This is a genomic window from Jeotgalibacillus sp. 10bf12, from assembly GCF_055597105.1.
In genome coordinates this window covers 1,145,062-1,170,042 of sequence record NZ_CP200276.1, presented here as the reverse complement: position 1 = coordinate 1,170,042, position 24,981 = coordinate 1,145,062, and the positions used below count along the sequence as shown (strand labels likewise).

Below are 24,981 nucleotides of genomic sequence, written 5' to 3'. Positions count from 1 at the left end.
CCGTCGAACACACATGATTTCCCGCCGAACATCACACCACGAACGTCGAACCCGCTCACTCCATACACAAACCGCCACCCTTCCTCCCCCTACCCCAAACCTGTTATACTAAATAAACGAATCTTATATAGGAAGTGACATTATGCGTTTAAATAAATTTATCAGTGACTCCGGCAAAGCCTCACGCCGCGGTGCTGACCGCCTGATCGAAGAAGGCAAAGTAAAGGTGAACGGCAAAAAAGCGAAAGTCGGTATGCAGATCGAGCCTGGTGATGAGGTCCTTGTCAATGGACAAACCATCCGTCTTGCAAAAAACAACGTATATATCGCACTGAACAAGCCAGTCGGCATTACATGTACATCCGAAAAAGGCGTGAAAGGAAATATCATTGATCTTGTGAATCATCCACTCCGCATTTCGCATGTCGGTCGTCTTGACAAAGAATCTGAAGGACTGATTCTACTGACAAATGATGGAGACATTATCAATGAGATTCTCCGTCCTGAGAATGAACACGAAAAAGAATATATCGTCTCAGTTGATAAACCAATTACGCCTGATTTCATTAAGCAGATGTCTGAAGGCGTTAAAATTCTTGGCACAAAAACAAAGCCTGCCAAAGTCGTGGAACTATCCAAGTTCGATTTCCAGATCACATTAACGCAGGGGATGAACCGCCAGATCCGCCGCATGTGTGAAGTACTCGGCTATGAAGTGTATCGCCTGCAGCGTACACGCATCATGAATATTCAACTGAACAATATGCCTGTTGGTCAGTGGCGCGACCTGACGAAAAAAGAACGTACGCAGCTATTTAAAGAATTGGATTACGAACCAAAAGAATGGTGACTCATACCCGGACCGCTTTGATGTTAGATCAGAAAGCGGTCCGGGTATTCATTTATCATAGACATATAAATTTCTATTGAGGTGAACACATGTTTTCAGGTGAAGTCCAGGAACGATTCATACTCTTTTCAACCGAACACATCATCATGCTCGCCCTCTTCATTCTGATCACAATCGCAGGATTGAGGCTGTTTCTCAGGCAGGATTTTATCAAACACACTTCCCGGTGGACACTCCTCTTTGCAGGCATATTCGTCATTTCTGAACTCAGCTATCAGATCTGGGCATTGTCAGTCGGCATCTGGAAGTCAGCAAATTACCTGCCGCTCCAGCTCTGTTCATTCAGCACTTTTTTTGGCCTATTCCTATTATTTAAACCAAACAAACCAATCTTTTATTTCTATTTTTATATCGCCATCTTCCCGCCTATTTTCGCTCTTTTAACACCGGATCTGGCGTATGCATTTCCGCACTATTTTTACTGGAAGTTTTTCATCCAGCACATGGCAATCCCGCTGTCAGCAATTTTCCTGCTGAGGCGTGACCATTACACACTTCCGAAGATCTCAATCCTCTATGCGCTTGCGCTGCTCAACATATGCGCGCTTGGAATCTGGGGAGCGAACACAATGACCGGTGGCAACTATTTCTTTTTAAATGGACCACCTGCATCTGATACGGCATTATCTATTTTCGGAGATGGCGTACTTTATATCGTTGGGCTTGAAATCACTGCACTGATTGTTTTCATCATTACCTGGTGGCTTGGCAACAAAATGGTTCATCCCAAAGCATCTGAGCGTATTCAAAATTGAACCCCTCTTCTTCAGTTATTAAGCTTTTAATTAAAGGAGTTGGACGAAATGGCACGTGAAGAAATCATTGTTATCGGGGGCGGAATCGGCGGATTGACTGCCGGTGCCCTGCTCGCTCAGGCTGGTAAAAGCGTCACAATTTTAGAGGCATCAAGGGAATGGGGCGGCTGTGCAGGCAAATTTCAGCGCCATAAGTTTTTGTATGCATCCGGTGCCACGCTTGGGATGGGGCTTGAAAAGGGTGGTATTCATGACAGGGTCTTCCGTCATCTTGGTATTAAAGCTGATGCCTTCAGGCTTGAAGATGTGATGAAGGTTAAGCGTGGTAAGCGCACGCTGACTTTTTATGCTGACCGTCAAAAGCACGTGATGGCGATGCAGGAGGTCTTTCCTTCTTACGCAAATGAAATTGCCGCTTTTTATAAGGAAGTGTATCAGAAAGCCGCTAAGATCCGTTTGTTAATGAAAAAACTTCCGATTTTGCCGATCAAAACAGGTAGAGAAGCGCTTGAATTATTGACCTCTCTGAAGCCGACGCATGTGACGCTGACACCGGATTTTTTCAAAACGGTTCAGTCCCTGCTAAAAAAACATAGGCTTCTTGAATGCAAAGACTTCATCCATTTTCTCGACGGTCAGCTGATCGACAGCATGCAGACAACGACTAAAGACTGCGCGATGCTGATGGGCGTGCTGGCGCTCGATATTTATCATGAGGGGGCTTATTATGTGCAGGGCGGCCTGTATCAGTTCGCTTATGATCTTGCCGATGCCGCAAAACGTAACGGAGCAAAAACAATTCTGGGCAGACGCGTGACTGAGGTCAGAAAGGTGAGAGACCGTTATGAAGTCGTGGATCATCGCGGTAACATCAGAACTGCTGATCACGTGATTTGCAACGCTCCGATTCAGGCGCTGCCAAACATCATGAACCCGGATTTATACAACCAGCTTTCACCCGGATTAAAAAAGCGTTCAAAACAGGATACGTGGGGAACGATGACGCTTTATATTTCGCTTGATGAGACCCATCTGCCAGAGGATTTCCCATTATTCCAGCAGCTGATGAGTCCTGAGGGGAAAAGTCATGATGAAGGCAACCATCTATTTCTTTCAGTGTCGGATCAAAGTGATCGCAAGCGTGCACCCGCTGGCTTCCGGACGCTCACAGTCAGCACGCATATAAATCTTACGAGCTGGAAAGCGAAGTCACAGTATGATTTGAATAAAACACTTTTTACTGAAAAGATGCTGCAGACCATCCGTTATTACTACCCCTCAATTGATGATGCGATTGTGGACGTCTATCCAGGTGCTCCGAAAGCCTGGGAGCGTTATCCGCATCGTCCGGGAGGCGTTGTGGGCGGTTTTGCGCAGACAAGAACGCACTCTCTGTTCCTTAGCCTGTCGCACCGTACCTCCCTCAAGAACTTCTGGCTGTGCGGGGATTCAGTATTCCCGGGCGGTGGCACGATTGGCGTATCAGTGAGCGGCTATCATTGCTTTCATTCGATTACAGGGCGTAAATTAATTCAGTAAATACGCCCTTGTAAGTTTCTTCACATAGAAACTCGGGAATGCATAGGGTAAAACCTAAAGGACGTGTAGCAGTATGCTCGAAACCCTCAAAGCAATCCCTGCGAGGACTTACATATTAATCGTAACTGCACTGGTCATCATTGGCGCAGGATTTTATATTTTCACAGAGCTGGGTGAGGATGTACTTGAAAATGAAAAATTTGCGATTGACCAGCAGGCTGCTGAATTCGCAGACAGCATTGCAACCCCTGGTGTCACCACCTTTTTCGCTTATATTACCGAGCTCGGGTCCGTCTGGGCACTGACAACCGGTTCCATCCTGATGATTGCCGTTCTCGCTTATTTTTATAATCGCAAAAAGTGGAGAATTATTTATTTTGTGATTGCAATGGGTGGTATTTCAATCCTGATCACAGGGCTTAAAGCTGCGTTTGGAAGAGATCGTCCCAATCTGATTGAGCAATATGACGGGACCGGATACAGCTTTCCAAGCGGTCACTCTACCGGACCCATCGTATTTTATGGCTTTATCATTTATCTGATCATCAGAAGCCGCTTGAATAAGATGGGGAAATGGATCATTAATATTGCACTCGGCATTCTGATCCTGCTGATTGCCTTTAGTCGTCTTCCGCTTGGTGTTCATTATTTCACAGATGTAATTGGGGGATTATCACTGGGGCTGACGTGGCTTGTGACTTGTATTGCCATTTTGGAGATTACACTATGGCGATCCGGCTTGAAGAAGAAAAAAGAATTATGATTTTAACTAAAAAGATTGTCACTTTCATCTACTGAATTCATTCTGATAGGCAAAGAAGGCTCAAAAATGAGCCTTCTTTTTTAGTCAGTCTGAAACATCATCACGATTGCCGAGCTTTTACATCCCTTTTAAGAATGTACGTACTCTGAGACATTTCAGTCTGACCATTTACCTGAGAATGTGTCCGCTTTGGCCTTGTCCAGTTGTGGTGAAAAAGCTGAGAATGCTGATCCAATCGATCTTTATAACTCATTGCTTACCACCTCTTTGGAAAGATTTAAGCATCATATCCCATAAGGAATATTGATGTTAGCTTTTGTAAAATGACTGATGTTATGAGTGTATGATTGTGGTAATTTTCAGGATTATTCTCCTGCCACTGCAGCTTCTGTACAGGAACCGCCGGGCTGATAATTTAACTCCGTTGCCCGCTTCATCGTTGACTGCTCGATATAGTTCGACGGTTCATCCTGTTCAAAGCATTCCGGCAACACATACGTGTTATCAGTATGATCCAGAATGACCTGTGGATCAGGTTCCTCCGTCATAATGTTATACGTCACAACTCCTCCGATGACAACAACAGCTGCTACACTTAAAATGATTAAAATTTTCTTCATAACGACTCCCTGATTGAATTTTGTATACATACTTTCACTTCGTTTAGATGTTTCTTCACCCCTTCTCTTATATCACAAAACCTTCATCTTATAACACGAATTGACTCACACTGAGACTACATAGTAAATAATAGCCTGTTCATTGTTAGCCAGCTAACTTTTTAAACTTTAATACCCTGAGAGAATAGAGATGTACCAAAGAAAAGGAGCTGTTATGTATGGCGAATAAAATGTCATTTGAAGTAAAAGGATCAACTGAAAATATGAAGACAGAGCTGACAAGTGGTCAGCACCTGATGATTATTGATGAGCCGCCAAACATGGGTGGGCAGGACGAGGGTTCGGATCCATTGACGAACCTGCTTGCATCTCTGGCTGGCTGTGAAAACGTCATTGCCAATATGGTGGCAAAAGAAATGGAATTTTCTCTCGATAAAATCGAGTTTAATGTAGAAGCTGAACTTGATCCCCGCGGCTTAATGGGTGACCCTGAAGTAAAACCTTATTTTGAACTGGTTAAGGTTCGTGCAACTGTGCATACAGATGAATCACAGGAGCGCATTGATGAACTGAAAGAAAAAACGGATGCAAGATGCCCTGTATACACTACTTTTGAGGCAGCTGGCATTCCAATTGAAGCTGAGTGGGTTAAAGCATAAGCCTGATGAATGTGTCGGAAGATCACTTCTATCCTGAAGTGACTTTCCGGCATTTCTGCTATTTAACCCTTTTCAATCAACTGCTTAATTTCATCCGCTTTAATCGCATACCCGCGAAGCGTTTTTTTAACGAGACCTTCTTTTTTAAGACGGCTCATGAGAAGTGAAATGGATTCTCTTGATGAACCTACCATCGTAGCAACATCTTCATGGGTCAGTTTCATCTGAATGGACTGCCAGTCTTTTTCCCGCTTTCCACTCTTCTCACTCATTTTGAGCAGCAAAAACAACGTGCGGAAGCGGATATCTGCCAAGGCAATTTTTTCACTGAGATCATATGTTTCTTTTAGACGATTAGAGAGAATTTGAATCAGCTTCAGCGAGACATCCGGTGATGAGCGGATAAACTGTTCAAACTTCTCTTTATTCATCGTACAAATATATGAATCAGTCATCGCTTCTGCATATGTGTCCTGGTCAGTTAATGTAAAAGAATCTGTTTCACCAAAGACATTGCCATCCAACAATATATCGGTCGTGAATTGCTTTCCATTTGGCGTCATCCGGTACAGCCTGACCTGCCCTTTTTTCAATATAAAAAGGATATCGAGTGATTGTCCCGGTATTAAAAGCTGCGTACCTTTTTTAACAGGGGTCATCGTACTGCTTTGATCAATTTTCTTTAATTCATCCATTGGTAATTCATCAAAAAGGTTAATATGGGAAAGGAGCGTCAGTTTGTCCATGAGATTCCCCTCTTTCTTTTATGATTCACATACACAATTATTTACGATACCCGGCTGTTCCGACTGTCAAAAAGCGATCAGCTTATTGCATGATCACGGTATACCCTTTTCAACTATTCAGGTGTTTGAAAACCGTCAAAAAGCACTGACAATTCCTTATGAAGTCCGAAAAGATGGATTCCCCATCCTGTTTTATCAAGATGAGTTTTACTCAGGGAATGAACTGATCCGCCTATTACATTCTTTTTCTGAACAAAAAAGCGCGGGTGGGTTTATCCACTTAACATGAATCTCATTTACTTTAATATGAGTCATAAAATTCAGGCTGTCAAAAGGATATTCTCCTCCCGACAGCCTGAATTTTTCTGCTTAATTCTCCTGCGCTCTGCCCTGTAAATAAGACTTGATCTTTTTTCTGAAAAGTAACGGGATAATAAAAATGACAGCGAAAATCGTGACAGCGATGATAATGGTCTCTGCGCTGTCTGACCCGGTACTGAATCCGAGAAACGTATATGCAAAAGTCCCCGGTGCAATCCCGATCAGTGTGGCAACTGCGAAAGGTAATAATCGCACCTTGGATGCACCCGCAGCATAGCTGATCAGATCAAAGTTAAATATCGGAACTAGCCTTAGTAACAATACGATCAAGAAACCATTGTGTTCGAGCTGATGCTGCAGCTTTTCGCCTCTTTGACCGAGCTTCTCTTCAACTCTCTTTGCGCCTGGTTTCTTAGCAAACATAAAAGCGAGAATGGCTCCTGCTGTCGCACCTGTCATTGTCAGCAGTGTGCCGTATAATGGCCCAAACGCTAATCCTCCGGCCAGTGATAAAACTGATGCCGGGAACAAAATGAAGGGTCTGAACGTATAAAGAATGACATACAAAATTGGCGCAAGTACACCAACTGATAATATCCAGTTACGGATCCGTTCAGGAGATAGATCGAGCACCGTCTGATTCAATATAATAAGTCCTGCGACAATTGCCGCAATCAAAATCCATCCGCCCCATTTTTTCATGCAATTCACCTCTTTTATATACTCTAATGATCATTTAAAAATAAAGCTGTTAACTACCTCACAAAATAATTTTCAGAATTGTTAGTTATCTTACTTTTTTAATGCTGGCATCTGATTAAACTCAAATAAAAAGGAGTGATAGCTTTATGGTAACGGCAAAACGTCCCCCCGTCACATTTCCAGTGTCGAGAACTGTTACAGCGTCTCTAATATCAAGTACAGTCGCAGGAATTGCATTCGGACTCTTTATGCAGATGATGGGCATGATGGCAATGATCGCTTCGTTGGCAGGCTCTGAAAGTCTTGCAGTCGGCTGGATTATGCATATGATGATCAGCTGGATATTCGGTTTAGGTTATGGATTGATGACCCGCTTTTCAAACCGTTATTTATTACTCGGCGTTGCTCACGGCGTGCTGATCTGGCTGATCGGCCCAATCATTGTGATGCCTCTGATGATGGGAATGGGTACAATGTTAGGTGAAATCTTCACAGGTGCTCAGCTGATGAACCTTGTGACGCATCTTGGTTTTTCACTCATTACAGCGGCCTTATTCATCGTACTAACAAAAAGAACACCAGCATAAGTTCTCAAAGCCATTTTCTCATTAAAAGAGAATGGCTTTTTTCATTCTCTCCCTTTACCTGTATACTGGAATTAAAATGGCAGAGGTGATGACATGATTCAAAATGAGTGTACAAAGCTTCTTGGGATCCGGCATCCGATTGTACAGGCACCGATGGCCGGTGGTGTAACCACAACATCTCTCGTGACCGAAGCATCAAAAGCCGGATGCCTTGGTATGATCGGAGCAGGGTATCTATCAGCAGAGCAGCTCCATAATCAAATCATCGACATTCAAAAAGAAACACAACAATTTGGTGTGAACCTTTTTGTACCGCAGCCTTTTGCGATCAATCAGACTGAAGTTAATGAAGCAAGCGAACGGCTGTACCCTTTCACTGAAATACTTCATATCAGGCAATCGGAACCTTCTATCAAAACATATGATACGTTTAAACAAACGTTTGATCAGCAGATTGAAGTGATCATTTCAACACATGTGCCAGTCTGTTCTTTTACATTTGGACTACCCTCTGACGATATTGTGAGGCGGCTTAAAGAAAATGGCACAATGTTAATCGGAACGGCAACAACTGTGAGTGAAGCGATTGCCTGTGAAAAAGCCGGCATGGATCTGGTGACTGTTCAGGGAAGCGAAGCCGGTGGTCACCGGGGGAATTTTCTTCAACATCAGGAGGAGAGCATGATTGGACTGATGTCACTCATTCCACAGGCAGTTGATGCGGTAAAGATCCCTGTGATTGCTGCAGGCGGTATTATGGATGGCCGTGGAATAGCTGCCTCTCTCATGCTTGGCGCGCAGGCCGTGCAGATGGGAACGGCATTTCTTACAACGACAGAAAGTGGTGCAAATTTGTTACATAAAGAAAAAATTCTCTCGAGTGTTGAAGATGAAGTAATCCTCACACGCGCCTTCTCAGGCAAATGGGCACGCGGACTGCAGAACACATATACACTGGCCATGCAGCAGGAGCAATACCTGATGCCTGATTTCCCTATTACAAACAGCCTGACAAAACCGATGCGGCAGGCTGCCGGGCAACAAAACAACAGTGAGTTCCTGTCATTATGGTCCGGTCAGAGTCCGAGGCTTGCCAGAAATGAATCAGTTGAGGAACTGGTGGAACGGATCAGTAAAGAAGCCGATATACTATTAGGAAATTCTCCTTCACAAGAAAGGAGCTGAGGATTGTGGAGACGTTTGGCAGAGGATGTCTGTATCTGATCATTGGTGCAGCGGTACTATTGGGGCTTGCTTTCATTACGCAGAGCCATATCCAAATTCCGATTTTCATTTTTATTCCGCTTGTTGCCCTGGCTTTTTACGTGGCAAAAAAGAAAACGGATAAAAGACGTGAAGACGAGTGGTAGAAAGCACAAAAAGACGCCAACAGCGCGTCTTTTTATTTTGCTTCGATTCTTTTTCTCGTTATGTAATGACTGAAAAAATACACAACAACCGTGCAAACAGCTGTGATGATAATGGCGCTGAGCGCATAAGTAACATCCAACTGAGCAAGACTTGTCGGCTTTGTTTCCCCTATTCCGGCGAACTGATAAGCAATGCCTTTGTGGTCGATCACGATAATCGAAACAATGATGCCGATGATCAAACCGGTTACCAGTTTTTCCACTTCGTTCACCCCAACTTTACATTTCCATTATTTTACCATAAACAAAGATGTATTCCCAATTTAAGTATATGTTTGAAGATAGCATTCAGACGCATCATTCATTTTACTTTCTTCAGCGCTAATGACTTTGCCCCTTCACCGTTCAATTCAAAATACCAGCTTTGTGCTGATCTGAAATCTATTTGGTAAGGATTTTCAACAACATTTCGATTTCGACCACTTTTATCAGTGAGTGCAAAAACTTCAAAGGCTTTGTTTTCAGCTTTCATCAGATCATCCCTTAAAATCTGCATGACCATATCTTCACCCTTTTTAATCTCTGTACCGTTTGCATTCAATACTGTGTGTGAAGAATTCGGCATACTGATTTCCATCCCATAGAATGTTAAGTCGGAGCTATTTTTGATGTGAATCGTGATGTTGTTACCTTCTGCCACCCCGTCAGTGCATTCGCAGCCTGTGATCAACAGCACAGCAAATAAAGTCAGCATCATCTTTTTCATCCTGCACCTCATTTTTGAATAAGAATAGAATCTTAAAATAGACGAGAACCTTTCACCTTAGTTGAGATTCAACAATTCAGCGATCATTTCTGAGCTGCCTGGCGTAAACAAATACATTGCCAACCCCACAAGAAGAACACCTGTCATACCAGTAATAATTACTTTTCTCTGTAGTAAAGATTTTTCTCTATAGCCCAGGTACATCGCACGAAAAATACAGAAAATACCGATGAAAAAAATAATGAAATAATAAAACCCCACAACCTCACCTCCCCTCATATAGAAATAATTAATATTTCCAATAAATTCATTATAACCAATTGTTTATTGATTATCAATAAATTATTATTGAATTATAAATAAAATTGATTGATAAGCAGAGGTGCACTTAAATTTATATGACTGTTTTCAAAAAAGTACTTATAGGTGTATTGGCAGGATTTATTTTCATGGTCGGGGTTATTGCGCTGGTTATATATTGCTTCTTTAACAATATGGACAGACTGCCTGAAGGCCAATTCATGACTGAAGAAACGTCTCCAGGTGGAACTTATACACTAAAAGCCTATCTCGCCAATGGCGGTGCCACCGTTGCATATGCAGTGAGGGGTGAGCTTGTGACCAATGACAGTGGAAAGGCTAAAAATATTTATTGGCAGTATCGTGAAGAAGAAGCTGAAATTGAGTGGCTGGATGAGGATACGGTAGTGATTAATGGTGTTGAGCTGGATGTTCCAGGTGAGCGTTATGATTATCGGAAGGATTGAGGTGGATCATCGTGAAACAAATTAAAGCGTTAATCATGATCGGCATAGTCATTGCAGCCGGGATCTTTATGACAGTTCAGATCAAATACTACGATATCAAAACGGCTGTATCGCTACAGTATGAAGAGATACAGATAAAATCCATTCACCAGATTGGTGGCTGGGGTGAGTGGTTTCAGGAATATGTGCTTGTTGTTGAACAGGATATGATTACATATCGAGTGTGGACAGATGCAGACGGGAAGATCGTTGATTTAGAAGTTTTGAATGATGATTCATGAAATATCGGATACATTTCATGTAAAAGCGCCCTTGCACTTACGTGTTGATGAAGAAAGATCCAATTGTTATAACATGACTGTATCGTTTGCTCCATCAGAAACACTTAAAGCGATCACTTTTCAAGTCAGCGCCTCCTTTCTAAATAGTTGGACAAAGTCCAGACCATCTAAGTTTCATTTCACAATAAAATCTTTACTTTTCCAACAAATCAGATTATTATATCATTAAGATATATAACTAAAAGATATAGGTGGTGAGTTCGTGCCAAAGGAAAACGATACGCCCTATGTATTACTCGGCATGATGACAACCGGATGCAATACGGGTTATTCGATGAAACAGATGATCGACAACAGTCTGAGCCACTTTTGGAAAATTAGTTACGGACAAATCTACCCTTCCTTGAAAAAGCTGACGGATGAAGGGCTTGCGGTTGCTAAGAAGGAACCTCAAAAAGATAAGCCGGATAAAATCACGTATGAGATGACGTCTGCCGGGAAAGAAGCGCTTGAGAACTGGCTGACCTCTCCGATTGAAAGTGGCCTGCCTGTTCAAAAAAATGAATGGTTGCTCAAGTTATTTTTCAGCAGGCATGAACCGGCATCTTCTGCTATTGAAAAAATTAGACAGTACGAAAGACAACTAGAAGAGAAACTCGCAGTCTACAGACAAATTGAACAGAATATCCAAAACGCTGAGATTCGTTCAGAGGATGAAAGGTTCTGGTTATTCACACTCCGCCACGGTTTTAAAACGACGACTGCCGCAATCGAATGGTGCCGCGAAGTCACGGCAGAACTTCAGAACGGGGAGGAATAATAGATGGGTAAAAAGCTTGAGCAAGGAAGGTTTATGGCGACACATGGTCAGGAAAAAACGGTTTTTATCATTGGCATGAGAATCAATAAGCTTTGGGCAATTCATAAGTGGTTTCCAGTATTCATGGCAATGGGACCGATGCTCCGGGAACTTTATATGCATAAAGAGCTCGGCTTTTTATCCACTGAAACATTCTTTGGCTGGAGAATGGTCACACTGGTTCAATATTGGGACTCTAAGGATCAGCTCTACGCGTATGCAAAAGGCCAGCAGCATATGAAGGCCTGGAAAGACTTTTACCAGAAGGCAGCTAAGTCGGAGGCTGTTGGAATCTTTCACGAGACCTATACGATTGCACCTGGGACCTATGAAACAGTTTATAACAAGATGCCGGCTTTTGGGCTATCTAAAGCGATTGGTGTACAGCCTGTCGGAAAGAAAATGGATACTGCTGGAGATCGATTAAAAGCTCAGTGAGTGATGTATAGAAATCTAATTTGTGGACAAACTAATCATATCCCCTATTTATTAAGCTGGTTTCAATTCAATTGAAGCCGGCTTTTTTTATATGTTTCAAAACGTTATCAATAAGCATTTCAGGCTTTAAGGTGCTTTTTATATTGTACATATGCATGGCGGCTGTCGGTGAGAGCATGTCAGGCGAATCCGAAAGTATCTCCTGCTCAAACACTAAGTCAAAATACCGGGAACATTCTCTTCTGATTAAATATTTTATTACGTCACACCACTAAAACATACTTGACTAGTCGGAATTAGATTGTTTTAATTGATAGAAGTAATTGGTTAGGGAGGATCAGAAAATGAAGAAAGCATTTATGGCTATTTTTTTTACTTCAGTTTTGCTTGCTGCTTGTGCTTCGGGTAATGAGGAAACTTCCTCAGAAAATACTCCTCAGGAGGCCGGGGATTATTTGCCCGCTGGTGATATTATTGTTGCTACAGGGAGTGATATTTCGACGCTTGATCCACATGCGTCAAATGATGTGCCGACTTGGAAGGTTGGATTTAATGTTTATGACCGTCTGGTTGCGCAAAATGCTGAGTTGGAGATTATTCCGAGTTTAGCAAAAGAGTGGACACTGATCGATGATGTGACGTGGGAATTTCAGTTAGAAGAAGATGTAGTTTTTCATGATGGAACTCCTTTTAACGCGGAGGCTGTGAAGATTAATTTTGACCGGAATTTAGATCCTGAAACTGGTTCTCCTACAAGTTATTTATACGAAATGGTCAATGAGATTGAAGTTGTATCAGATCACACAGTACGTTTTCATCTTGATTATCCATTTGCTTCACTGCCTTCACATTTAGCTCATTTCGGCGGTTCCATCATTAGTCCGGCAGTCATTGCGGAGGATCAGGAAGCTGTAGAAAATGGAGAGGCTTTAGGTGCTGTTATTCAACAGAAACCCTATGGTACTGGACCATTTTCACTCGTGGAATCCATCCCGGGCGAAGAAACTACACTAGCGCGTTTCGAGGATCACTGGTCAGGAGCACCTGAGATTGAGTCTTTAACATTCAGAGTGATTCCTGAGGATGCAACGCGTATTGCTGAACTGGAAACTGGTGGAGTTCATGTCATTGATCCGCTTAGTCCCAATGATGTAAATCGTGTGTCTCAAGCTGAAGGAACTGATGTGATTGAAACAGATAGTGTGTACACAAACTTCCTTGGGTTCAACCATAACAAAGAACCGTTTAATAACGTCAAAGTCCGACAAGCCATCGTAAAAGCAATCGACAAACATGAAATTGTAGATTTTCTTTTAGATGGATATGGAACACCAGCTGTCAGTCCACTCGCACCATCTGATTTTGGCTATGCTGACGTAGAAGATCTATCCTATGATCCACAGGAAGCAAAAGAATTGTTGGAAGAGGCTGGATATGGTGATGGTTTTGATGTGGAACTTTCTGTGAATGATGACCGAACACGGATTGATATAGCGACATACATTCAAGCTGAATTAGAAGAAATAGGCATATCCGTTTCAATCGAAGTCATGGAATTTGGATCATTTGTTGATTATACAGGTGCTGGATCACATGAACTCTTTTTGCTCGGCAGATCCAATGCGACTGGCGATGCCCATAATGGATTTTTTACAATCCTGCATTCAAATAAACCAGAAAATAATCAACTAAGGTATTCATACGCGAATCCCGAACTAGACCAATTGTTAGATGCAGCAATCGAAGAACAAAACGACGAAGACAGAGCAGCTATCTACAAAACAGCACAAGAACTCATCGTTGACGAAGCTCCTTTCGATTTTCTGTACTACCAAACTAACTTACTTGGCATTAATCAAAATCTTAAAAATATCGAAGCATTGCCAACAGGCGTTATTCTCTTTCACAATGCGACATTAACAGATTAAAAATATGGACCATATTTATCAAATTAAAATTACTGGTATGTTCTCATCAATCTGCTATCCTTCCATGCAACTATATATGGAAGGATTTTTCTATGGTTGAATGACGGCGGAAGAATGAGTAAGAACATAATAGATATGTATAATCTCCTGCGTATTGCTCACACTGAAAGCATTCCCTATTTACATAGACCAGTTTAAAGGAAGGCAGGTTTTATTTTACGTGACTAAGAACATTAGTAACAAGCATACCAGGATCTCTCGTCCCATCTAATATTAGGTCAGCATCGGGCTTTATGGTGCTCTTCATATGTAAATATGCACGGCGGCTGTCAGTCAGATAAAGTTTCAGCTCATTCATGATACTCAACATATCACGGGTGTTCTGATCCCTTAACACCCTTCTCGCCATTGCAATATCAAGCGGGGTATCAAGATAAACAGAATGATGAATATACGCTGCGACATCGCTTTGCAAATAACTGAAAGGATAATCAAGAATTAAATAAGATGGCGCATCTGCCTGATTGATGATCTTTTCAATTTCGTTGAGCAGCGGCTCCATTCCCCATTCTCTCAGATCGCCTCCATCATCCACCAACTTTGTTAAATCTTCAGGCGCTTTTTGGAATTCTATCTCGTCAAAGTATAATGCAACTGCATCTGGCAGAGCCTGCAGCAGCTGTTTCGTGAGTGTCGTCTTTCCTCCGCCTGATACGGCTGCAATTGAAATCACTTTAGTCATATGCAGATGAGCCTCCTTATGTGGTTGAGCGGTTGATGTCTTTTATTTTTGCTGTGGTCAGCTGTGTAAGGAGTAGAATTAAAATAATCACGATTATAGCGAGCCCTAAACCAGCTATTCCCCCAAAAGGCAGAAAACGATTTACTATGTATTGAAAAATTAAATAGTAAAGCATAAAGATTGCCAAAAACTGAAGCAATAGAAACCCCTTATCTACCCATCCATTCATTCTTCAGCCTCCATAACGATCGCTTTCGTCCCCTGATGAAAGATCATTTGCCATCCTGCCTTTTCTTTCTTCCAGATCGAGCACCGGTTAGCCACCTCGCCAGTCACTTGATTACGCGACTGATAGATCGCCTGAACAGTATCTTCTGATAGCGGCCGGACATCGAATCCAAGCACCTCCACCTCAATCGTGCCTGCTCCACCTTCTGTCATCAGATCAGCCTTTCTAAACGTGCCACCTGATTTCCCAAACTCAAGGAACTCTTCATGAATCAGACGGTCCAGGTCGTCAAACGACAATCGCTTTGCGTTATCCAGCAGCTCTTTTTCGTGAAATAGAATCATATCTCTTGAATGGTCCATCTGATTTCCCCCTTTTAAAGAAATGAAAAATGCACTGTCATTTCTATTAATTGTAAATGACAGTGCGTTCAGATGCTATATTATATTATGACTGCTGCATCATCCATTCCTCATACAGCTGCTCGAGTTCATCCTGAAGCTTCAGCCTTTCATTCGCAAATTGTTCATAAGCTTCCCAGTCATCCCCGACTGACTCAATTTCGAGCTCTATCCTCTCAATTTGTTTTTCAAGTTCTGCAATCTGCTCTTCTGTGTCGGGTTTCTCCCGCTGAGTAACAGGTTTCGCAGCAGCAATCGTTTTTTCTTTTTTCTCTTCCTGCACAGGCAGCGGCCGCTTCTCTCTCGCCCAGTCATAAGACCCTTCATAAACTGTCAGTTCTCCGTTTTCAATCCATGCTGTCCTGTCAAAAATCGCATTCAGGAAGTATCGGTCATGGGAAACGGCAATAATCGTCCCTGCAAACTGCTGAAGCGTTTCTTCAAGCACTTCCCGTGATTCAATATCCAGATGGTTTGTCGGTTCATCCAGCACAAGTAAATTAATCTCATCATGCATAAGCTGCGCCAGCCTTAAACGCATGCGCTCTCCTCCACTCAGATTCTCCACCTTTTTAAAGACGTCATAACCGTAGAATAAAAACCGCGCAAGCACGTGGCGTGCGTCTCCTTCTGTCATGGAGATATGCTCCCTGAATACATCAATGACACGCATGGAAGGATCGCGGTATGAAAAGAGCTGAGACAAATACCCGACTTTCACATTACTGCCGATGCGGCACAGGCCTTCGTCAGGCTGGACATCACCCGTAATCATTTTAATCAATGTTGATTTCCCAGTACCATTGCCACCAACTATGCCAATGTGATCCTGCCATTTAACAGATAGGTTTACATCTCTGAATAGCCAGTGATCATATCGCTTCCCAACCGTCTCAAAGGTAATGGCATCCTTCCCGCTCCGGTCAGCTGCATCAAGCGTGAGCGACATTTTCTTAACAGTGACAGGCTTTTTCACCCGCTCCATCCGCTCAAGCGCCTTCTCCATACTTTTTGCCTTTTTAAATAACTTTTCATTAGGCGGATTCGCTTCATTTGCCCACTGCCTCAGCCTGCGGATTGCCTCTTTCATCTTTTTTATCTTTTTCTGCTGCTCCTCGTAATGATGAAACTCCTGCATGATCCGCTCTTCTTTCGCTTTGACATACGCATCATAGTTCCCTTTATAGTTGTAAGGCTCCCCGTCTTCAATTTCCACAATCCGGGTCGCTGTCTGATTGAGAAAATGACGGTCATGAGACACCATCAGGACGGCCCCTTTATGTGATTTAATAAATCCTTCAAGCCATTCAATTGCATCCATATCAAGGTGGTTTGTCGGTTCATCCAGTACCAGTAAGTCAGGGTTTGTCAGAAGAATCGTGCCAAGCATGACCTTTGTCTGCTCACCACCGCTTAAATGGGTAAAAGGCATTTCCACAAGTTTGTTGAGCTGAAGCCCATTGATCACAGCCTGGATCTTCGCATCTCGCTCATAACCTTCAAGAAGTGTGAACTGCTCCTGCAGATCACCATACTGACTCAGCAGGCGCTCCAGTTCCTCCGGTGAAGCCTCTGTCATCTCCTGCTCCAGAACCTTCATCTGTTTTTCAACCGCTGTCACCTTTTCAAAAGCAGTCAGCAGGACATCACTTCCAGTCCAGCTTTCCGGATAAGATGGAATCTGATGAAGATAGCCAAGTGTCAGACCCTTCTTTTTAATGATCCTGCCTGAGTCCACCGGTTCCTTTTCCGTCAACAGCTTGAGCAATGTCGTCTTCCCGCACCCGTTCGGTCCGACAAGTCCAAGTACTTCTGAATCTTTCACTTCAATCGTCATATTTTCAAATATCATATTACCGCCCATCATTTTGGCGATACTTTCGGCTTTTAATAACATGTTCCGTTCCTCCAGATTGTCAGCTGAGGATACGTCTTTTTGAACGCATAGCAGAAAAGCGGAAGGCGCTCGTTCAGCTCCGACAGGCATAAGACGCGGATTGGAAAATGGGTGCAGTTTCCCGTTTGCCGATCCGTGGCTTATGACCCGAGGAGCTGGCGCCTGAAGCTAGACAAAAAAGACTGCCTGATCAACAGACAGTCTTTACGCGCATAGCGAAAAAGAATGGTTCATCAGCTGGTGTATTTTCGTATTTTGCTAAAAATGGACAGACTTCTCCCGCATTTGGCGAAATCGAAAATTAGCGCACGTGAAAAATACAGACAACTGATTCGCTTTTCACATGCCATTCCAGCAGATTGATTCATTCCCTTTCACCTCCGATCAGATTAGTTGTCGTAATTGTAGCACAATTCTTTTTTAAAGTGGAGAGAGGTATAAATAATTTTACTGCTCGACTACACTTTATTCGCCAAATAAAAAAACCGAAACCACAATCGCAGTTTCAGCTTCTTGCCCCCGTGTCCTCACCCGGCACATATTCAATAATATCTCCTGGCTGACAGTCCAGCGCTTTGCAGATTGCTTCCAGCGTTGAAAATCGGATTGCCTTCGCTTTCCCGTTTTTCAGGATCGACAGGTTGGCCATTGTGATCCCGACTTTTTCAGTCAGCTCTGTTACGCTCATTTTCCGTTTCGCCAGCATGACGTCTATATGAATGACAATTGCCATGTATGTTCACCTCAGACTGTTAAATCATTTTCTATTTTAATATCGATTGCGTTTCTTAATAACTTTTGAAGAACGTATGCAAATACAGCTACCACGAAGGATGCAAATATGACTACTGCTCCAATCAGGATCACACCTGGCGCATCGTCATATTCTCCAATCAGGAAAAAGAACGGCATTGTTGCTGTGTAGATGACGCTGACTCCCAGTGCAGAAAACTTAATCATTCGTAAAGCTTTTACAGCCTGATCTGAAAAAGCATCATTCCTGTCAATTAAGCTTAACAGTTTGTATGACTGATACAACGCATAATAAAAAGGAATACCCGATACATACATCCCAATTATAATACCACGTACCCATCCACCGAACACCTCATCGTCTGCCACACCACTCCAAAGAGCCGGCAGCGCAAAGATACACAGTGCCAAAACGGCCAAAGCAAGCACTACTAACACAAATTTCAAAAACATTGTTGAACTTTTACTCATATCAGACACCTCTCACTTCGTACATTAGATCATCATTCATTAAGAAAATATTAACACCTAATTTATTGAATAACAATAAATATTTACTGTTAACATATAAAAAACCATAAATCATATGGCTTTTAGAAAGTAGATCCATCTAATTAAGGCTTACTTTTTTACCGATTAGTATTTCTTCTGTAATTGGAATTTCCCCATCAAGGATTGCTTCTATCGTTTGCTCGGACATTTCTCCTCCATCCTTACTGATTGCAATGACAGCAAGTCCTTTGGCACGGCCATTCGCAGGTAAATCTACAGTTCCTACTTCTGTTAACAGGTCATCTTGTACGTATGAAGGAAATACAAAAGTAAATGCGTAGTCTTCATCTGAATGATTAACGACTGTATACTCAAGTTCTAATTGCAGTTCATTTTCGTATTCAGTGACTTTGGTTTCAGACTTCACTATTTCATAATCTTTATTCTCATTGCATGCTGATAGAACAACTGCAGTTAAAATAAACAGTATAAAAACGAACCCTTTTATTTTTAACAATTGATCACCTTTTTGATGCCGTAAATTTCACAGACACCTTTCTTTTTTCCACAAACAGTCCAATCCACCACACCAATATCACACAATAACCCACGACTGAAAAAATCGTCCAAGCAGCTCCCTGATTCAATTGTGATAAAAAGAATCCAACTTCATTCTGTTCTACCAACCTGATAGAATCTGCACTATTTAACAGGCCAACAACAGGAATTGTAACCACCAAAATCAACAAAGGTATCTCAATTAGAAACTTTCTCTTTTGCGTAATTCTGATAACGGCTGTCAAAAATGTAACTGCTAAAAAGCCATAATAAATAACCCAAAACCATCCAGGCATCGTTTCCCAGTACATGTTTTTATCCCCCTCATCTCAGGTGATCTTTTAAAGTTAGACTAAATTACAGTAAAAAGGTTTCGTTTACTTCCAGCTTTTTCTTTTTTCAAAAATACTTTTAACAAACTCTTCCTTAAAATCCGTGTATTCATTTATTCCTTTTGATGAATTTTTTAGATAATCCATTTTTAGCTCTAAATACTCATTTCTAGCAATTTCATTTGAATTCAGATAATCTCTAAAGAATACTAGATTTCCCCATAGCTCCTTCTGATATTCAACCATGTGAATAAAATGAGTCTTTTCTTCGTATGTATCATCAGTAAACTTTGCTAATACAATTTCTCCTGGTCTATCTACTTTTAATCTCAGAAAACCGATTTCGCTGAATTTTTGAAGTAATGGTTTGCCAATCATACTCAAATCTTCAACACCAACTAATAGATCTATGATTGGTTTTGCTGACATATCCTTAATAGCTGTACTACCAATATGCTGGATGCGATTTTCATCAAGGTTTGTATATTCCACTATTTCTTTTTTCACTCTAATAAATTCATCGTGCCATTCAGATGTGTAATCCACTAACCTTACTTCATTTCTTTTTAATCCTAATTTCAAAATTATCCCTCCATAAAAAAACGATAGTGTACTTAATATCTATTAAACAAACTTGCTTCGTTAGTTGAAGTATGATTAATTCGCGAAATTACCTGTTTTACAAGTATAGAAGGCATTTCACGAAAATACAGGGCTTAAAATGGAATTTTTTGTGTGCTATAATAGATGTACAGAAAAGGTTGGTTGAACGGGGATGAAACAATGATATTGAAGATGATCAGAATCACTGCTGCTGCAGTGACATTTACCTTGGCGTTGCATGCCTCTATCACAGGCAACCATTCTTTTATAGGCTGGATGATGCTATCGCTTGGTGTAATGATGCTTGTGATGGGAATTGAAGAAATTCAAAAAGATAAGAAGGTAATTGGCTATGTTAGTTTAGGAGCTTTTGTTCTGATTAGTAGTACCGGAATTGAACAGCTCATACACCTATATAAACAATAAAAAGCAGAACTCATGCTATGCCAGCCATGAGTTCTGCTTTTTTAATTCTTCCTTCATTTCTGCAAACTACCTCTTCTTTTCAAAGTAAGTCAGCCACAGCCCAAATCCTGATACGACGATAAATAACGGGATCGTGATATAATTACTGACCGGTGTAATCGACCCTAACACCATGATTGCAAACCCTACGACAACAATAAAAATACCCATTACTTTACCCCTTTCGATCAAAAAAACTCATACAACCCATTCTCAAAGTAATTAAATTCCTTAGAACTCAAACGAAATCTCCCATACCCTTCGTAAAAAGCCTCAGTCAACTCACTGTCAGCCATCACTTTTCGAACCGCAAGCGCCACATCATACCTCGGATCCCCAACAGTTATGCCAGCTATGTCTATAAATAATGAGACTTTCCCCTCTGCAACCATCACATTATCTGTTGTGCAGTCTCCATGAATCACCGTCTCACTGATTTCAGTAAGCGGATTTGCCTTCAGTTTTTCAAACAATGCTCTGTCTCCATCGCATTCCCCAGTTTCAAGATACCGTTCTGCCCTTTGTAATTCACCTTCAATCCAATTCACATTCCAATTAAAATAGGTTGACTTCGTTTCATGAAGCCTCTTCAGCAGACCTCCGAAACTCTTCATCAGCTGCTTCTTTTCATCATGACTCCCTGCATCTCTCAATGCTTTTGTCAGCGTAATGCCTTTTTCATACGTCATTACAAGATGATTGTGATCCTTTTCTTCTATGTAATTGATAAAACCGGGTACTGGAATCTCCTTCTGATCCTTAAGTTTTTCTAATACTTCAGCTTCCGTCTTCAGCCATTCACGGTATTTTTCTGTAGACGAGCTTTTCAAAATAAACAAACCATTTTCTGATGAAACTTTATGTACAGTCGACGTCCATCCCTGATCACCCAGCAGATCAATGTGATGAATTCGGCCAGTTGATTTTTCAATGTTGCTCAGCAATTCTTTATTAATGTTAAACTTCAATCCCCTTGTCAACGGTGTCCCTCTTCTCTCGCTTTTGTGTTCCTTCTCTGATCACAAGTCAGTTATAGTACTGATAAAAGTGCATCCCCTCCTGCTCCAAACCTTTATTTCTATATGTACGCAGGAATCTCCTTTTTTTAACAGAAATAACTACGAGCGTACTATTTTTAGAAATGAGGGATACACAATGTTCTACAGAAGAAAGCATTACATCATCAAAAGCAATTTCACCGAAACATTCAACGACCATTTCAACAATACAAATCTGCCAAATCAGCTGAAGCACGGCACGCGCCTGGTCGGCCGCTGGATGCGCGATCAAAAGGATGGCACAACTGAATTATTTGCGATTTGGGAATATGATCGCTATGAGGATTATGTTGCGATTGAGGCCCGCATTATGAATGATTGTGAACATGTTGCAAGAATTAAAGAGTGGTATGAGTTGCATGGCGGCAGAGACCATGTACTGAGTGAGTATATACTCGAGGTAAAAAATGAAGCCCTTGAGGACACAGTCAGCAAATAAATTTTTTGTAAGCAACTCCTTTGACTTTACCCTTCGATCTGTATTACCTTTAATCCCGACCTGATTAATATGACTTTTAAAATATGTAATAGATCAAACGATTTTAGGAGGGATTGAATTGAAAAAGATTTGGAAGGGCTATCTTGACGCTTCGCTGATTCTGAAAGTGACGATTGCCCTTGTGATTGGTGCAGCAGTCGGCTTTATTTTCGGTGAGCAGGCGTCTGTTTTGACTCCGCTTGGCGACCTGCTGATGAATCTGCTGAATTTCTTAATTCTGCCGCTGATCTTATTCACGCTGATTGTTGGTGTGAATCAGACTAAGCTGAATTCACTCGGTCGAATGGGTGGAAAAGTATTTCTATACTATGCTGCGACGTCTGCACTTGCGATTATGGTCGGACTGACAGTCGCTTCACTGTTTTCACCGGGAACAGGTATGACACTTGATACAAGTGAGACATTTGAAGCACCGGAGAACCCGGGCATTGTGAGCGTGCTACTGAGTATCGTGCCTTCAAATATCGTAGCGGCATTCTCTGAATTCAACCTGCTGGGTATTATTTTTACAGCGATTGTGTTCGGGATTGCAATTTCTTACCTTCGCTCAAAAGAAGAAACGCAGGCACTTGGTGAACAGGTGTACAGTGTCGCAAACGGAATGAATGAAGCGACGATGTTTATTGTAAAAGGCGTCCTTCAATACGTACCGATCGGTGTATTTGCGATCGTTGCAAATACCGTCGGAACGCAGGGTACAGGTATTCTGCTTGAGCTCTGGAATGTTGTGATGGTGCTGTATGTAGGAATTGCCGTACAGATTTCACTCTACATTTTAGTGATGGTTTTATTTAAAATAAATCCTGTTGCCTTCTTTAAAGAAGCCAGAACACCAATGCTGACAGCTTTTGCTACGCAAAGCAGCTCTGGTACACTACCACTTACACTGAATGCAGCCAAGAACCTTGGGCTATCAAAAAGCTTATACGGCTTCAGTCTGCCACTTGGTGCAACGATTAATATGGATGGTGCAGCGATCCGGATTGCTGTATCAGCTGTTTTTGCTGCCAATGTCGTAGGTCAGCCGCTTAGCTTGACTGAAATGCTCATGGTCGTACTTGTCGGAACCCTTGCTTCAATCGGGACAGCTGGTGTGCCAGGCGCTGGTATTGTCATGATCGCAACTGTCTTTGCACAGCTTGATCTGCCAATGGAAGCTGTCGCACTGCTTGCAGCCATAGATGTGCTTGTCGGAATGGGCGCAACAATGCTGAATGTGACAGGCGATCTGGTTGGATCGAATGTTATCAACAAGACTGAAGAAAAGAAGAAAGCTGCTTAATCGAGAAAAGCTGCCTGGAAATTGAACTGCGCCCTGTCAAGTAGACAGTAAAAAAGAAAAAGGTTAGCACTACGCTGCGGCCTGGTACCGATACTCCATTGGTGCCAGGTTGTTTAATTTCTCTTGATAACGTCCCTCGTTGTAAAACCGCATATATTGATCAATGTCGTTGACCAATTCTTCATAACTCTTGTACTGTTTCAATTCATACCTTTCACATTTGAAGTGCCCGAAGAAGCTCTCTATCGGCGCGTTGTCGATGCACTTCCCAACGCGAGACATACTGCGCGTGATCCCTGCTTCTGTCGTGATGTAGCGGTATTCCTTCGAGGTATACTGTGACCCACGGTCGCTATGGAGTAGGGGAGTCGCGTCTGGGTTCGCTTCGATGGCTGCCTTCAGGGTGTCCATTACCAAGGCGTTGTTGTTGAAGTGACCGATCTGATAGGCTACGACGGACCCGTCGTACAGGTCCTTGATCACACTCAAATAAGCCTTATTCCCAAGACCATAATGGAGGTGCGTGATGTCCGTCACCCATTTCTGGTTGGGCTGACTCGCTGTGAACGCGCGATTCAAGATGTTATCTTCGATATTGACATAGCTGGTCTTCGTACAGTAGCCGTTTGACTGGCGAATGAAAGACTTCAGTCTGAGCTTGATCATCAGGCGACGGATCCGTTTGCGATTGTACTGCTTTTTGAACTGGCGGTTGATGAACATTGTGATCCGCCGGTAGCCCAGAATCCCCTGATGCTTGTTGAATATCTTTTTGATTTCTCCGAGTAGCCATTCATTTTCTTCCTCTTGGTCAGTCGGCGTATGGTTCAGCCATTTGTAGTAACCGGATCGCGAGACACCGACCAGTTGGCAGAGTAGTTGGATCGGCGCCTTCGTTTCCTCATGGTACTCATGGATCGCCTGGAACCGATGTAGATGACTGCCTATTCGCGCATTCTGTCCCTCCTTTCGATCTCCTTCAGCTTTTTAAGAGGCCGTTTTCCGTTTCAAGATATTGATTACGATGGTCCAGTTCTTTGATGCGGAGCTTCAGTTTCTCTACTTCTGTCAGGTCCGGCTTAGACTCCAGGGATTTCCCGCGGCGATCGTGAAGTGCCGTCTCTCCGTCAGCCTGATATTTCCGTACCCATCCATAGACCTGTTGATACGAGACCTGATATTTCTCTGCAGCCCTGTGATAGTCAAGGTCGTGGGCGATTGCGAATTGGACGATCTCTATCCGTTCCTGTAGTGTTGTCTTACGTCCTGTACTCATCTTTTTATTCCCCTCACTAGTGGATTTCAAGTCTCTCCCACTAGTGTAACGCTTTATCCACCTTCGTAAGACAGAGGAGGTTGAGATGTTGAAACGAGCACAGGTCTCACTGAGGCTCCCTTGACCCGCCAGATAATAGTCCACTGCCTGTCGTTTCAATTCTTGGGAGTACGCTTTCCAGGTCTTCGATTCCTTCAATCCGTCGATGCCATCTGATTGATATTTACGAATCCAATCTCTGAAGGTCTTTTCAGTGATCTGATAATCTCTTGAGACCACACCCACCGACTTCTTCTCCTCTAAGATAGATAACACTGCTTTTAATTTTTCATCTAATGTATGACCAGTCGTCCTTTTAGACACAAAAATGCCCCCTTCAAAGT

37 protein-coding genes are annotated in these 24,981 nt (G+C 42.4%); 17 read left to right on the top strand and 20 right to left on the bottom strand.

From position 1 onward, the window contains the following. Positions 1-142 precede the first annotated feature (142 nt). From rluF to DH10bf12_RS06010, 4 genes are all read left to right on the top strand, one after another. A complete protein-coding gene (gene rluF, locus DH10bf12_RS06025; protein WP_471737617.1) occupies positions 143-850 on the top strand; it encodes a 23S rRNA pseudouridine(2604) synthase RluF in 708 nt (235 codons plus the stop codon). Between the two features lie 89 nt (positions 851-939). Next, a complete protein-coding gene (locus DH10bf12_RS06020; RefSeq protein WP_471737616.1) occupies positions 940-1,665 on the top strand; it encodes a YwaF family protein in 726 nt (241 codons plus the stop codon). A gap of 48 nt (positions 1,666-1,713) precedes the next feature. Beyond that, positions 1,714-3,204: a phytoene desaturase family protein gene (locus DH10bf12_RS06015; RefSeq protein WP_471737615.1), complete on the top strand. Its 1,491-nt coding sequence runs from the start codon at positions 1,714-1,716 to the stop codon at positions 3,202-3,204. A 73-nt stretch (positions 3,205-3,277) separates the two neighbouring features. Then, on the top strand, positions 3,278-3,967 hold the full coding sequence (locus tag DH10bf12_RS06010) for a phosphatase PAP2 family protein (RefSeq protein WP_471737614.1): 690 nt from the start codon (positions 3,278-3,280) through the stop codon (positions 3,965-3,967). A gap of 100 nt (positions 3,968-4,067) precedes the next feature. Here DH10bf12_RS06010 and DH10bf12_RS06005 read toward each other — a convergent pair whose 3' ends face one another. Both DH10bf12_RS06005 and DH10bf12_RS06000 read right to left on the bottom strand, forming a co-directional pair. Beyond that, entirely contained in the window at positions 4,068-4,220 is a 153-nt protein-coding gene (locus tag DH10bf12_RS06005; RefSeq protein WP_471737613.1) for a YpzG family protein, read from the bottom strand. 112 nt (positions 4,221-4,332) lie between these two features. Then, positions 4,333-4,587 (bottom strand): hypothetical protein, encoded by a 255-nt coding sequence (locus DH10bf12_RS06000; protein WP_471737612.1) that lies wholly within the window; start codon positions 4,585-4,587, stop codon positions 4,333-4,335. Positions 4,588-4,805: 218 nt separating this feature from the next. Between DH10bf12_RS06000 and DH10bf12_RS05995 the strand changes: the two genes are divergently transcribed. Then, positions 4,806-5,246, top strand: a complete 441-nt coding sequence (locus DH10bf12_RS05995; RefSeq protein WP_471737611.1) for an OsmC family protein — start codon at positions 4,806-4,808, stop codon at positions 5,244-5,246. Between the two features lie 62 nt (positions 5,247-5,308). Here the strand turns inward: DH10bf12_RS05995 and DH10bf12_RS05990 are convergent, their stop codons facing one another. Next, positions 5,309-5,992 (bottom strand): Crp/Fnr family transcriptional regulator, encoded by a 684-nt coding sequence (locus DH10bf12_RS05990; protein WP_471737610.1) that lies wholly within the window; start codon positions 5,990-5,992, stop codon positions 5,309-5,311. On the opposite strand from DH10bf12_RS05990, the gene DH10bf12_RS05985 reads away from it, so the two are divergent. After that, the gene (locus tag DH10bf12_RS05985) at positions 5,991-6,281 is read left to right on the top strand and encodes a glutaredoxin family protein (RefSeq protein WP_471738198.1); all 291 of its coding nucleotides are present in this window, start codon (positions 5,991-5,993) and stop codon (positions 6,279-6,281) included. The two genes, DH10bf12_RS05990 and DH10bf12_RS05985, sit on opposite strands and share 2 nt — an antisense overlap. An 80-nt stretch (positions 6,282-6,361) precedes the next feature. Here the strand turns inward: DH10bf12_RS05985 and DH10bf12_RS05980 are convergent, their stop codons facing one another. After that, entirely contained in the window at positions 6,362-7,015 is a 654-nt protein-coding gene (locus DH10bf12_RS05980; RefSeq protein ID WP_471737609.1) for a TVP38/TMEM64 family protein, read from the bottom strand. Positions 7,016-7,161: 146 nt separating this feature from the next. Here DH10bf12_RS05980 and DH10bf12_RS05975 point away from each other — a divergent pair, with 146 nt between their 5' ends. From DH10bf12_RS05975 to DH10bf12_RS05965, 3 genes are all read left to right on the top strand, one after another. Next, a complete protein-coding gene (locus DH10bf12_RS05975; RefSeq protein WP_471737608.1) occupies positions 7,162-7,602 on the top strand; it encodes a hypothetical protein in 441 nt (146 codons plus the stop codon). A 93-nt stretch (positions 7,603-7,695) separates the two neighbouring features. Beyond that, positions 7,696-8,787: an NAD(P)H-dependent flavin oxidoreductase gene (locus DH10bf12_RS05970; RefSeq protein WP_471737607.1), complete on the top strand. Its 1,092-nt coding sequence runs from the start codon at positions 7,696-7,698 to the stop codon at positions 8,785-8,787. Positions 8,788-8,792: 5 nt separating this feature from the next. Then, positions 8,793-8,972, top strand: coding sequence for a hypothetical protein (locus DH10bf12_RS05965; RefSeq protein WP_471737606.1), 180 nt, complete (start codon positions 8,793-8,795; stop codon positions 8,970-8,972). 32 nt (positions 8,973-9,004) lie between these two features. Here the strand turns inward: DH10bf12_RS05965 and DH10bf12_RS05960 are convergent, their stop codons facing one another. The 3 genes from DH10bf12_RS05960 to DH10bf12_RS05950 all read right to left on the bottom strand — a co-directional run bounded on the left by DH10bf12_RS05960 (position 9,005) and on the right by DH10bf12_RS05950 (position 9,999). After that, positions 9,005-9,235, bottom strand: a complete 231-nt coding sequence (locus tag DH10bf12_RS05960) for a hypothetical protein (RefSeq protein WP_471737605.1) — start codon at positions 9,233-9,235, stop codon at positions 9,005-9,007. Positions 9,236-9,333: 98 nt separating this feature from the next. Further along, a complete protein-coding gene (locus tag DH10bf12_RS05955) occupies positions 9,334-9,738 on the bottom strand; it encodes a hypothetical protein (RefSeq protein ID WP_471737604.1) in 405 nt (134 codons plus the stop codon). A 57-nt stretch (positions 9,739-9,795) separates the two neighbouring features. Then, a complete protein-coding gene (locus DH10bf12_RS05950) occupies positions 9,796-9,999 on the bottom strand; it encodes a hypothetical protein (protein WP_471737603.1) in 204 nt (67 codons plus the stop codon). 137 nt (positions 10,000-10,136) lie between these two features. Between DH10bf12_RS05950 and DH10bf12_RS05945 the strand changes: the two genes are divergently transcribed. The 5 genes from DH10bf12_RS05945 (at position 10,137) to DH10bf12_RS05925 (ending at position 14,011) form a co-directional block, all read left to right on the top strand. Beyond that, entirely contained in the window at positions 10,137-10,505 is a 369-nt protein-coding gene (locus DH10bf12_RS05945; protein WP_471737602.1) for a DUF5412 domain-containing protein, read from the top strand. 11 nt (positions 10,506-10,516) lie between these two features. Next, positions 10,517-10,786 (top strand): hypothetical protein, encoded by a 270-nt coding sequence (locus DH10bf12_RS05940; protein WP_471737601.1) that lies wholly within the window; start codon positions 10,517-10,519, stop codon positions 10,784-10,786. A gap of 262 nt (positions 10,787-11,048) precedes the next feature. Next, positions 11,049-11,606 carry a PadR family transcriptional regulator gene (locus tag DH10bf12_RS05935; protein ID WP_471737600.1) on the top strand — a complete coding sequence of 186 codons (558 nt, stop codon included), beginning with the start codon at positions 11,049-11,051 and terminating at the stop codon, positions 11,604-11,606. Between the two features lie 3 nt (positions 11,607-11,609). Beyond that, on the top strand, positions 11,610-12,083 hold the full coding sequence (locus tag DH10bf12_RS05930) for a DUF4188 domain-containing protein (protein ID WP_471737599.1): 474 nt from the start codon (positions 11,610-11,612) through the stop codon (positions 12,081-12,083). Between the two features lie 344 nt (positions 12,084-12,427). Further along, positions 12,428-14,011, top strand: coding sequence for a glutathione ABC transporter substrate-binding protein (locus tag DH10bf12_RS05925; protein ID WP_471737598.1), 1,584 nt, complete (start codon positions 12,428-12,430; stop codon positions 14,009-14,011). 211 nt (positions 14,012-14,222) lie between these two features. Here the strand turns inward: DH10bf12_RS05925 and DH10bf12_RS05920 are convergent, their stop codons facing one another. The 10 genes from DH10bf12_RS05920 to DH10bf12_RS05875 form a co-directional block, all read right to left on the bottom strand. After that, positions 14,223-14,753: a nucleoside/nucleotide kinase family protein gene (locus tag DH10bf12_RS05920; protein WP_471737597.1), complete on the bottom strand. Its 531-nt coding sequence runs from the start codon at positions 14,751-14,753 to the stop codon at positions 14,223-14,225. Between the two features lie 16 nt (positions 14,754-14,769). Further along, on the bottom strand, positions 14,770-14,982 hold the full coding sequence (locus tag DH10bf12_RS05915; protein ID WP_471737596.1) for a hypothetical protein: 213 nt from the start codon (positions 14,980-14,982) through the stop codon (positions 14,770-14,772). Further along, complete coding sequence (locus tag DH10bf12_RS05910; RefSeq protein ID WP_471737595.1) at positions 14,979-15,344, bottom strand: nuclear transport factor 2 family protein; 366 nt, start codon at positions 15,342-15,344, stop codon at positions 14,979-14,981. Before DH10bf12_RS05910 ends, DH10bf12_RS05915 begins: the two co-directional genes overlap by 4 nt. Positions 15,345-15,429: 85 nt before the next feature. Then, positions 15,430-17,280 (bottom strand): ribosomal protection-like ABC-F family protein, encoded by a 1,851-nt coding sequence (gene abc-f / locus DH10bf12_RS05905; protein WP_471737594.1) that lies wholly within the window; start codon positions 17,278-17,280, stop codon positions 15,430-15,432. 233 nt (positions 17,281-17,513) lie between these two features. Then, positions 17,514-17,630 carry an RAxF-45 family protein gene (locus DH10bf12_RS05900; protein WP_471738197.1) on the bottom strand — a complete coding sequence of 39 codons (117 nt, stop codon included), beginning with the start codon at positions 17,628-17,630 and terminating at the stop codon, positions 17,514-17,516. A 155-nt stretch (positions 17,631-17,785) separates the two neighbouring features. Further along, a complete protein-coding gene (locus DH10bf12_RS05895; RefSeq protein WP_471737593.1) occupies positions 17,786-18,013 on the bottom strand; it encodes a helix-turn-helix domain-containing protein in 228 nt (75 codons plus the stop codon). Positions 18,014-18,024: 11 nt separating this feature from the next. After that, a complete protein-coding gene (locus DH10bf12_RS05890) occupies positions 18,025-18,504 on the bottom strand; it encodes a DUF2975 domain-containing protein (protein WP_471737592.1) in 480 nt (159 codons plus the stop codon). 139 nt (positions 18,505-18,643) lie between these two features. Beyond that, positions 18,644-19,042, bottom strand: coding sequence for a hypothetical protein (locus DH10bf12_RS05885; RefSeq protein WP_471737591.1), 399 nt, complete (start codon positions 19,040-19,042; stop codon positions 18,644-18,646). 4 nt (positions 19,043-19,046) lie between these two features. Beyond that, positions 19,047-19,394, bottom strand: a complete 348-nt coding sequence (locus tag DH10bf12_RS05880) for a hypothetical protein (protein WP_471737590.1) — start codon at positions 19,392-19,394, stop codon at positions 19,047-19,049. 66 nt (positions 19,395-19,460) lie between these two features. Then, the gene (locus tag DH10bf12_RS05875; RefSeq protein ID WP_471737589.1) at positions 19,461-19,997 is read right to left on the bottom strand and encodes a GrpB family protein; all 537 of its coding nucleotides are present in this window, start codon (positions 19,995-19,997) and stop codon (positions 19,461-19,463) included. 201 nt (positions 19,998-20,198) lie between these two features. On the opposite strand from DH10bf12_RS05875, the gene DH10bf12_RS05870 reads away from it, so the two are divergent. Next, a complete protein-coding gene (locus tag DH10bf12_RS05870; protein WP_471737588.1) occupies positions 20,199-20,444 on the top strand; it encodes a DUF3953 domain-containing protein in 246 nt (81 codons plus the stop codon). Positions 20,445-20,510: 66 nt separating this feature from the next. On the opposite strand, the gene DH10bf12_RS05865 is transcribed toward DH10bf12_RS05870, so the two are convergent. Together DH10bf12_RS05865 and DH10bf12_RS05860 are read right to left on the bottom strand one after the other, a co-directional pair. Then, the gene (locus DH10bf12_RS05865; protein WP_471737587.1) at positions 20,511-20,654 is read right to left on the bottom strand and encodes a hypothetical protein; all 144 of its coding nucleotides are present in this window, start codon (positions 20,652-20,654) and stop codon (positions 20,511-20,513) included. Positions 20,655-20,671: 17 nt separating this feature from the next. Beyond that, on the bottom strand, positions 20,672-21,463 hold the full coding sequence (locus DH10bf12_RS05860) for a phosphotransferase (protein WP_471737586.1): 792 nt from the start codon (positions 21,461-21,463) through the stop codon (positions 20,672-20,674). Positions 21,464-21,638: 175 nt separating this feature from the next. On the opposite strand from DH10bf12_RS05860, the gene DH10bf12_RS05855 reads away from it, so the two are divergent. Both DH10bf12_RS05855 and DH10bf12_RS05850 read left to right on the top strand, forming a co-directional pair. Then, the gene (locus DH10bf12_RS05855) at positions 21,639-21,980 is read left to right on the top strand and encodes an NIPSNAP family protein (protein ID WP_471737585.1); all 342 of its coding nucleotides are present in this window, start codon (positions 21,639-21,641) and stop codon (positions 21,978-21,980) included. Positions 21,981-22,098: 118 nt separating this feature from the next. Beyond that, positions 22,099-23,322, top strand: a complete 1,224-nt coding sequence (locus DH10bf12_RS05850) for a dicarboxylate/amino acid:cation symporter (protein WP_471737584.1) — start codon at positions 22,099-22,101, stop codon at positions 23,320-23,322. A gap of 69 nt (positions 23,323-23,391) precedes the next feature. Here DH10bf12_RS05850 and DH10bf12_RS05845 read toward each other — a convergent pair. Beyond that, a protein-coding gene (locus DH10bf12_RS05845; RefSeq protein ID WP_471737583.1) for an IS3 family transposase occupies positions 23,392-24,961 on the bottom strand; the annotation gives its coding sequence in 2 pieces (ribosomal slippage) (positions 23,392-24,310 and positions 24,309-24,961; 1,572 coding nt in all). Positions 24,962-24,981 lie beyond the last annotated feature (20 nt).

Coding starts and splice junctions, on each gene's coding strand:
- rluF (WP_471737617.1), top strand. CDS start 143: ATGCGTTTAAATAAATTTATCAGTGACTCCGGCAAAGCCTCACGCCGC.
- DH10bf12_RS06020 (WP_471737616.1), top strand. CDS start 940: ATGTTTTCAGGTGAAGTCCAGGAACGATTCATACTCTTTTCAACCGAA.
- DH10bf12_RS06015 (WP_471737615.1), top strand. CDS start 1,714: ATGGCACGTGAAGAAATCATTGTTATCGGGGGCGGAATCGGCGGATTG.
- DH10bf12_RS06010 (WP_471737614.1), top strand. CDS start 3,278: ATGCTCGAAACCCTCAAAGCAATCCCTGCGAGGACTTACATATTAATC.
- DH10bf12_RS06005 (WP_471737613.1), bottom strand. CDS start 4,220: ATGAGTTATAAAGATCGATTGGATCAGCATTCTCAGCTTTTTCACCAC.
- DH10bf12_RS06000 (WP_471737612.1), bottom strand. CDS start 4,587: ATGAAGAAAATTTTAATCATTTTAAGTGTAGCAGCTGTTGTTGTCATC.
- DH10bf12_RS05995 (WP_471737611.1), top strand. CDS start 4,806: ATGGCGAATAAAATGTCATTTGAAGTAAAAGGATCAACTGAAAATATG.
- DH10bf12_RS05985 (WP_471738198.1), top strand. CDS start 5,991: ATGAGATTCCCCTCTTTCTTTTATGATTCACATACACAATTATTTACG.
- DH10bf12_RS05990 (WP_471737610.1), bottom strand. CDS start 5,992: ATGGACAAACTGACGCTCCTTTCCCATATTAACCTTTTTGATGAATTA.
- DH10bf12_RS05980 (WP_471737609.1), bottom strand. CDS start 7,015: ATGAAAAAATGGGGCGGATGGATTTTGATTGCGGCAATTGTCGCAGGA.
- DH10bf12_RS05975 (WP_471737608.1), top strand. CDS start 7,162: ATGGTAACGGCAAAACGTCCCCCCGTCACATTTCCAGTGTCGAGAACT.
- DH10bf12_RS05970 (WP_471737607.1), top strand. CDS start 7,696: ATGATTCAAAATGAGTGTACAAAGCTTCTTGGGATCCGGCATCCGATT.
- DH10bf12_RS05955 (WP_471737604.1), bottom strand. CDS start 9,738: ATGAAAAAGATGATGCTGACTTTATTTGCTGTGCTGTTGATCACAGGC.
- DH10bf12_RS05945 (WP_471737602.1), top strand. CDS start 10,137: ATGACTGTTTTCAAAAAAGTACTTATAGGTGTATTGGCAGGATTTATT.
- DH10bf12_RS05930 (WP_471737599.1), top strand. CDS start 11,610: ATGGGTAAAAAGCTTGAGCAAGGAAGGTTTATGGCGACACATGGTCAG.
- DH10bf12_RS05925 (WP_471737598.1), top strand. CDS start 12,428: ATGAAGAAAGCATTTATGGCTATTTTTTTTACTTCAGTTTTGCTTGCT.
- DH10bf12_RS05920 (WP_471737597.1), bottom strand. CDS start 14,753: ATGACTAAAGTGATTTCAATTGCAGCCGTATCAGGCGGAGGAAAGACG.
- DH10bf12_RS05915 (WP_471737596.1), bottom strand. CDS start 14,982: ATGAATGGATGGGTAGATAAGGGGTTTCTATTGCTTCAGTTTTTGGCA.
- DH10bf12_RS05910 (WP_471737595.1), bottom strand. CDS start 15,344: ATGGACCATTCAAGAGATATGATTCTATTTCACGAAAAAGAGCTGCTG.
- abc-f (WP_471737594.1), bottom strand. CDS start 17,280: ATGTTATTAAAAGCCGAAAGTATCGCCAAAATGATGGGCGGTAATATG.
- DH10bf12_RS05900 (WP_471738197.1), bottom strand. CDS start 17,630: ATGGCATGTGAAAAGCGAATCAGTTGTCTGTATTTTTCACGTGCGCTA.
- DH10bf12_RS05895 (WP_471737593.1), bottom strand. CDS start 18,013: ATGGCAATTGTCATTCATATAGACGTCATGCTGGCGAAACGGAAAATG.
- DH10bf12_RS05890 (WP_471737592.1), bottom strand. CDS start 18,504: ATGAGTAAAAGTTCAACAATGTTTTTGAAATTTGTGTTAGTAGTGCTT.
- DH10bf12_RS05880 (WP_471737590.1), bottom strand. CDS start 19,394: ATGTACTGGGAAACGATGCCTGGATGGTTTTGGGTTATTTATTATGGC.
- DH10bf12_RS05870 (WP_471737588.1), top strand. CDS start 20,199: ATGATATTGAAGATGATCAGAATCACTGCTGCTGCAGTGACATTTACC.
- DH10bf12_RS05865 (WP_471737587.1), bottom strand. CDS start 20,654: ATGGGTATTTTTATTGTTGTCGTAGGGTTTGCAATCATGGTGTTAGGG.
- DH10bf12_RS05855 (WP_471737585.1), top strand. CDS start 21,639: ATGTTCTACAGAAGAAAGCATTACATCATCAAAAGCAATTTCACCGAA.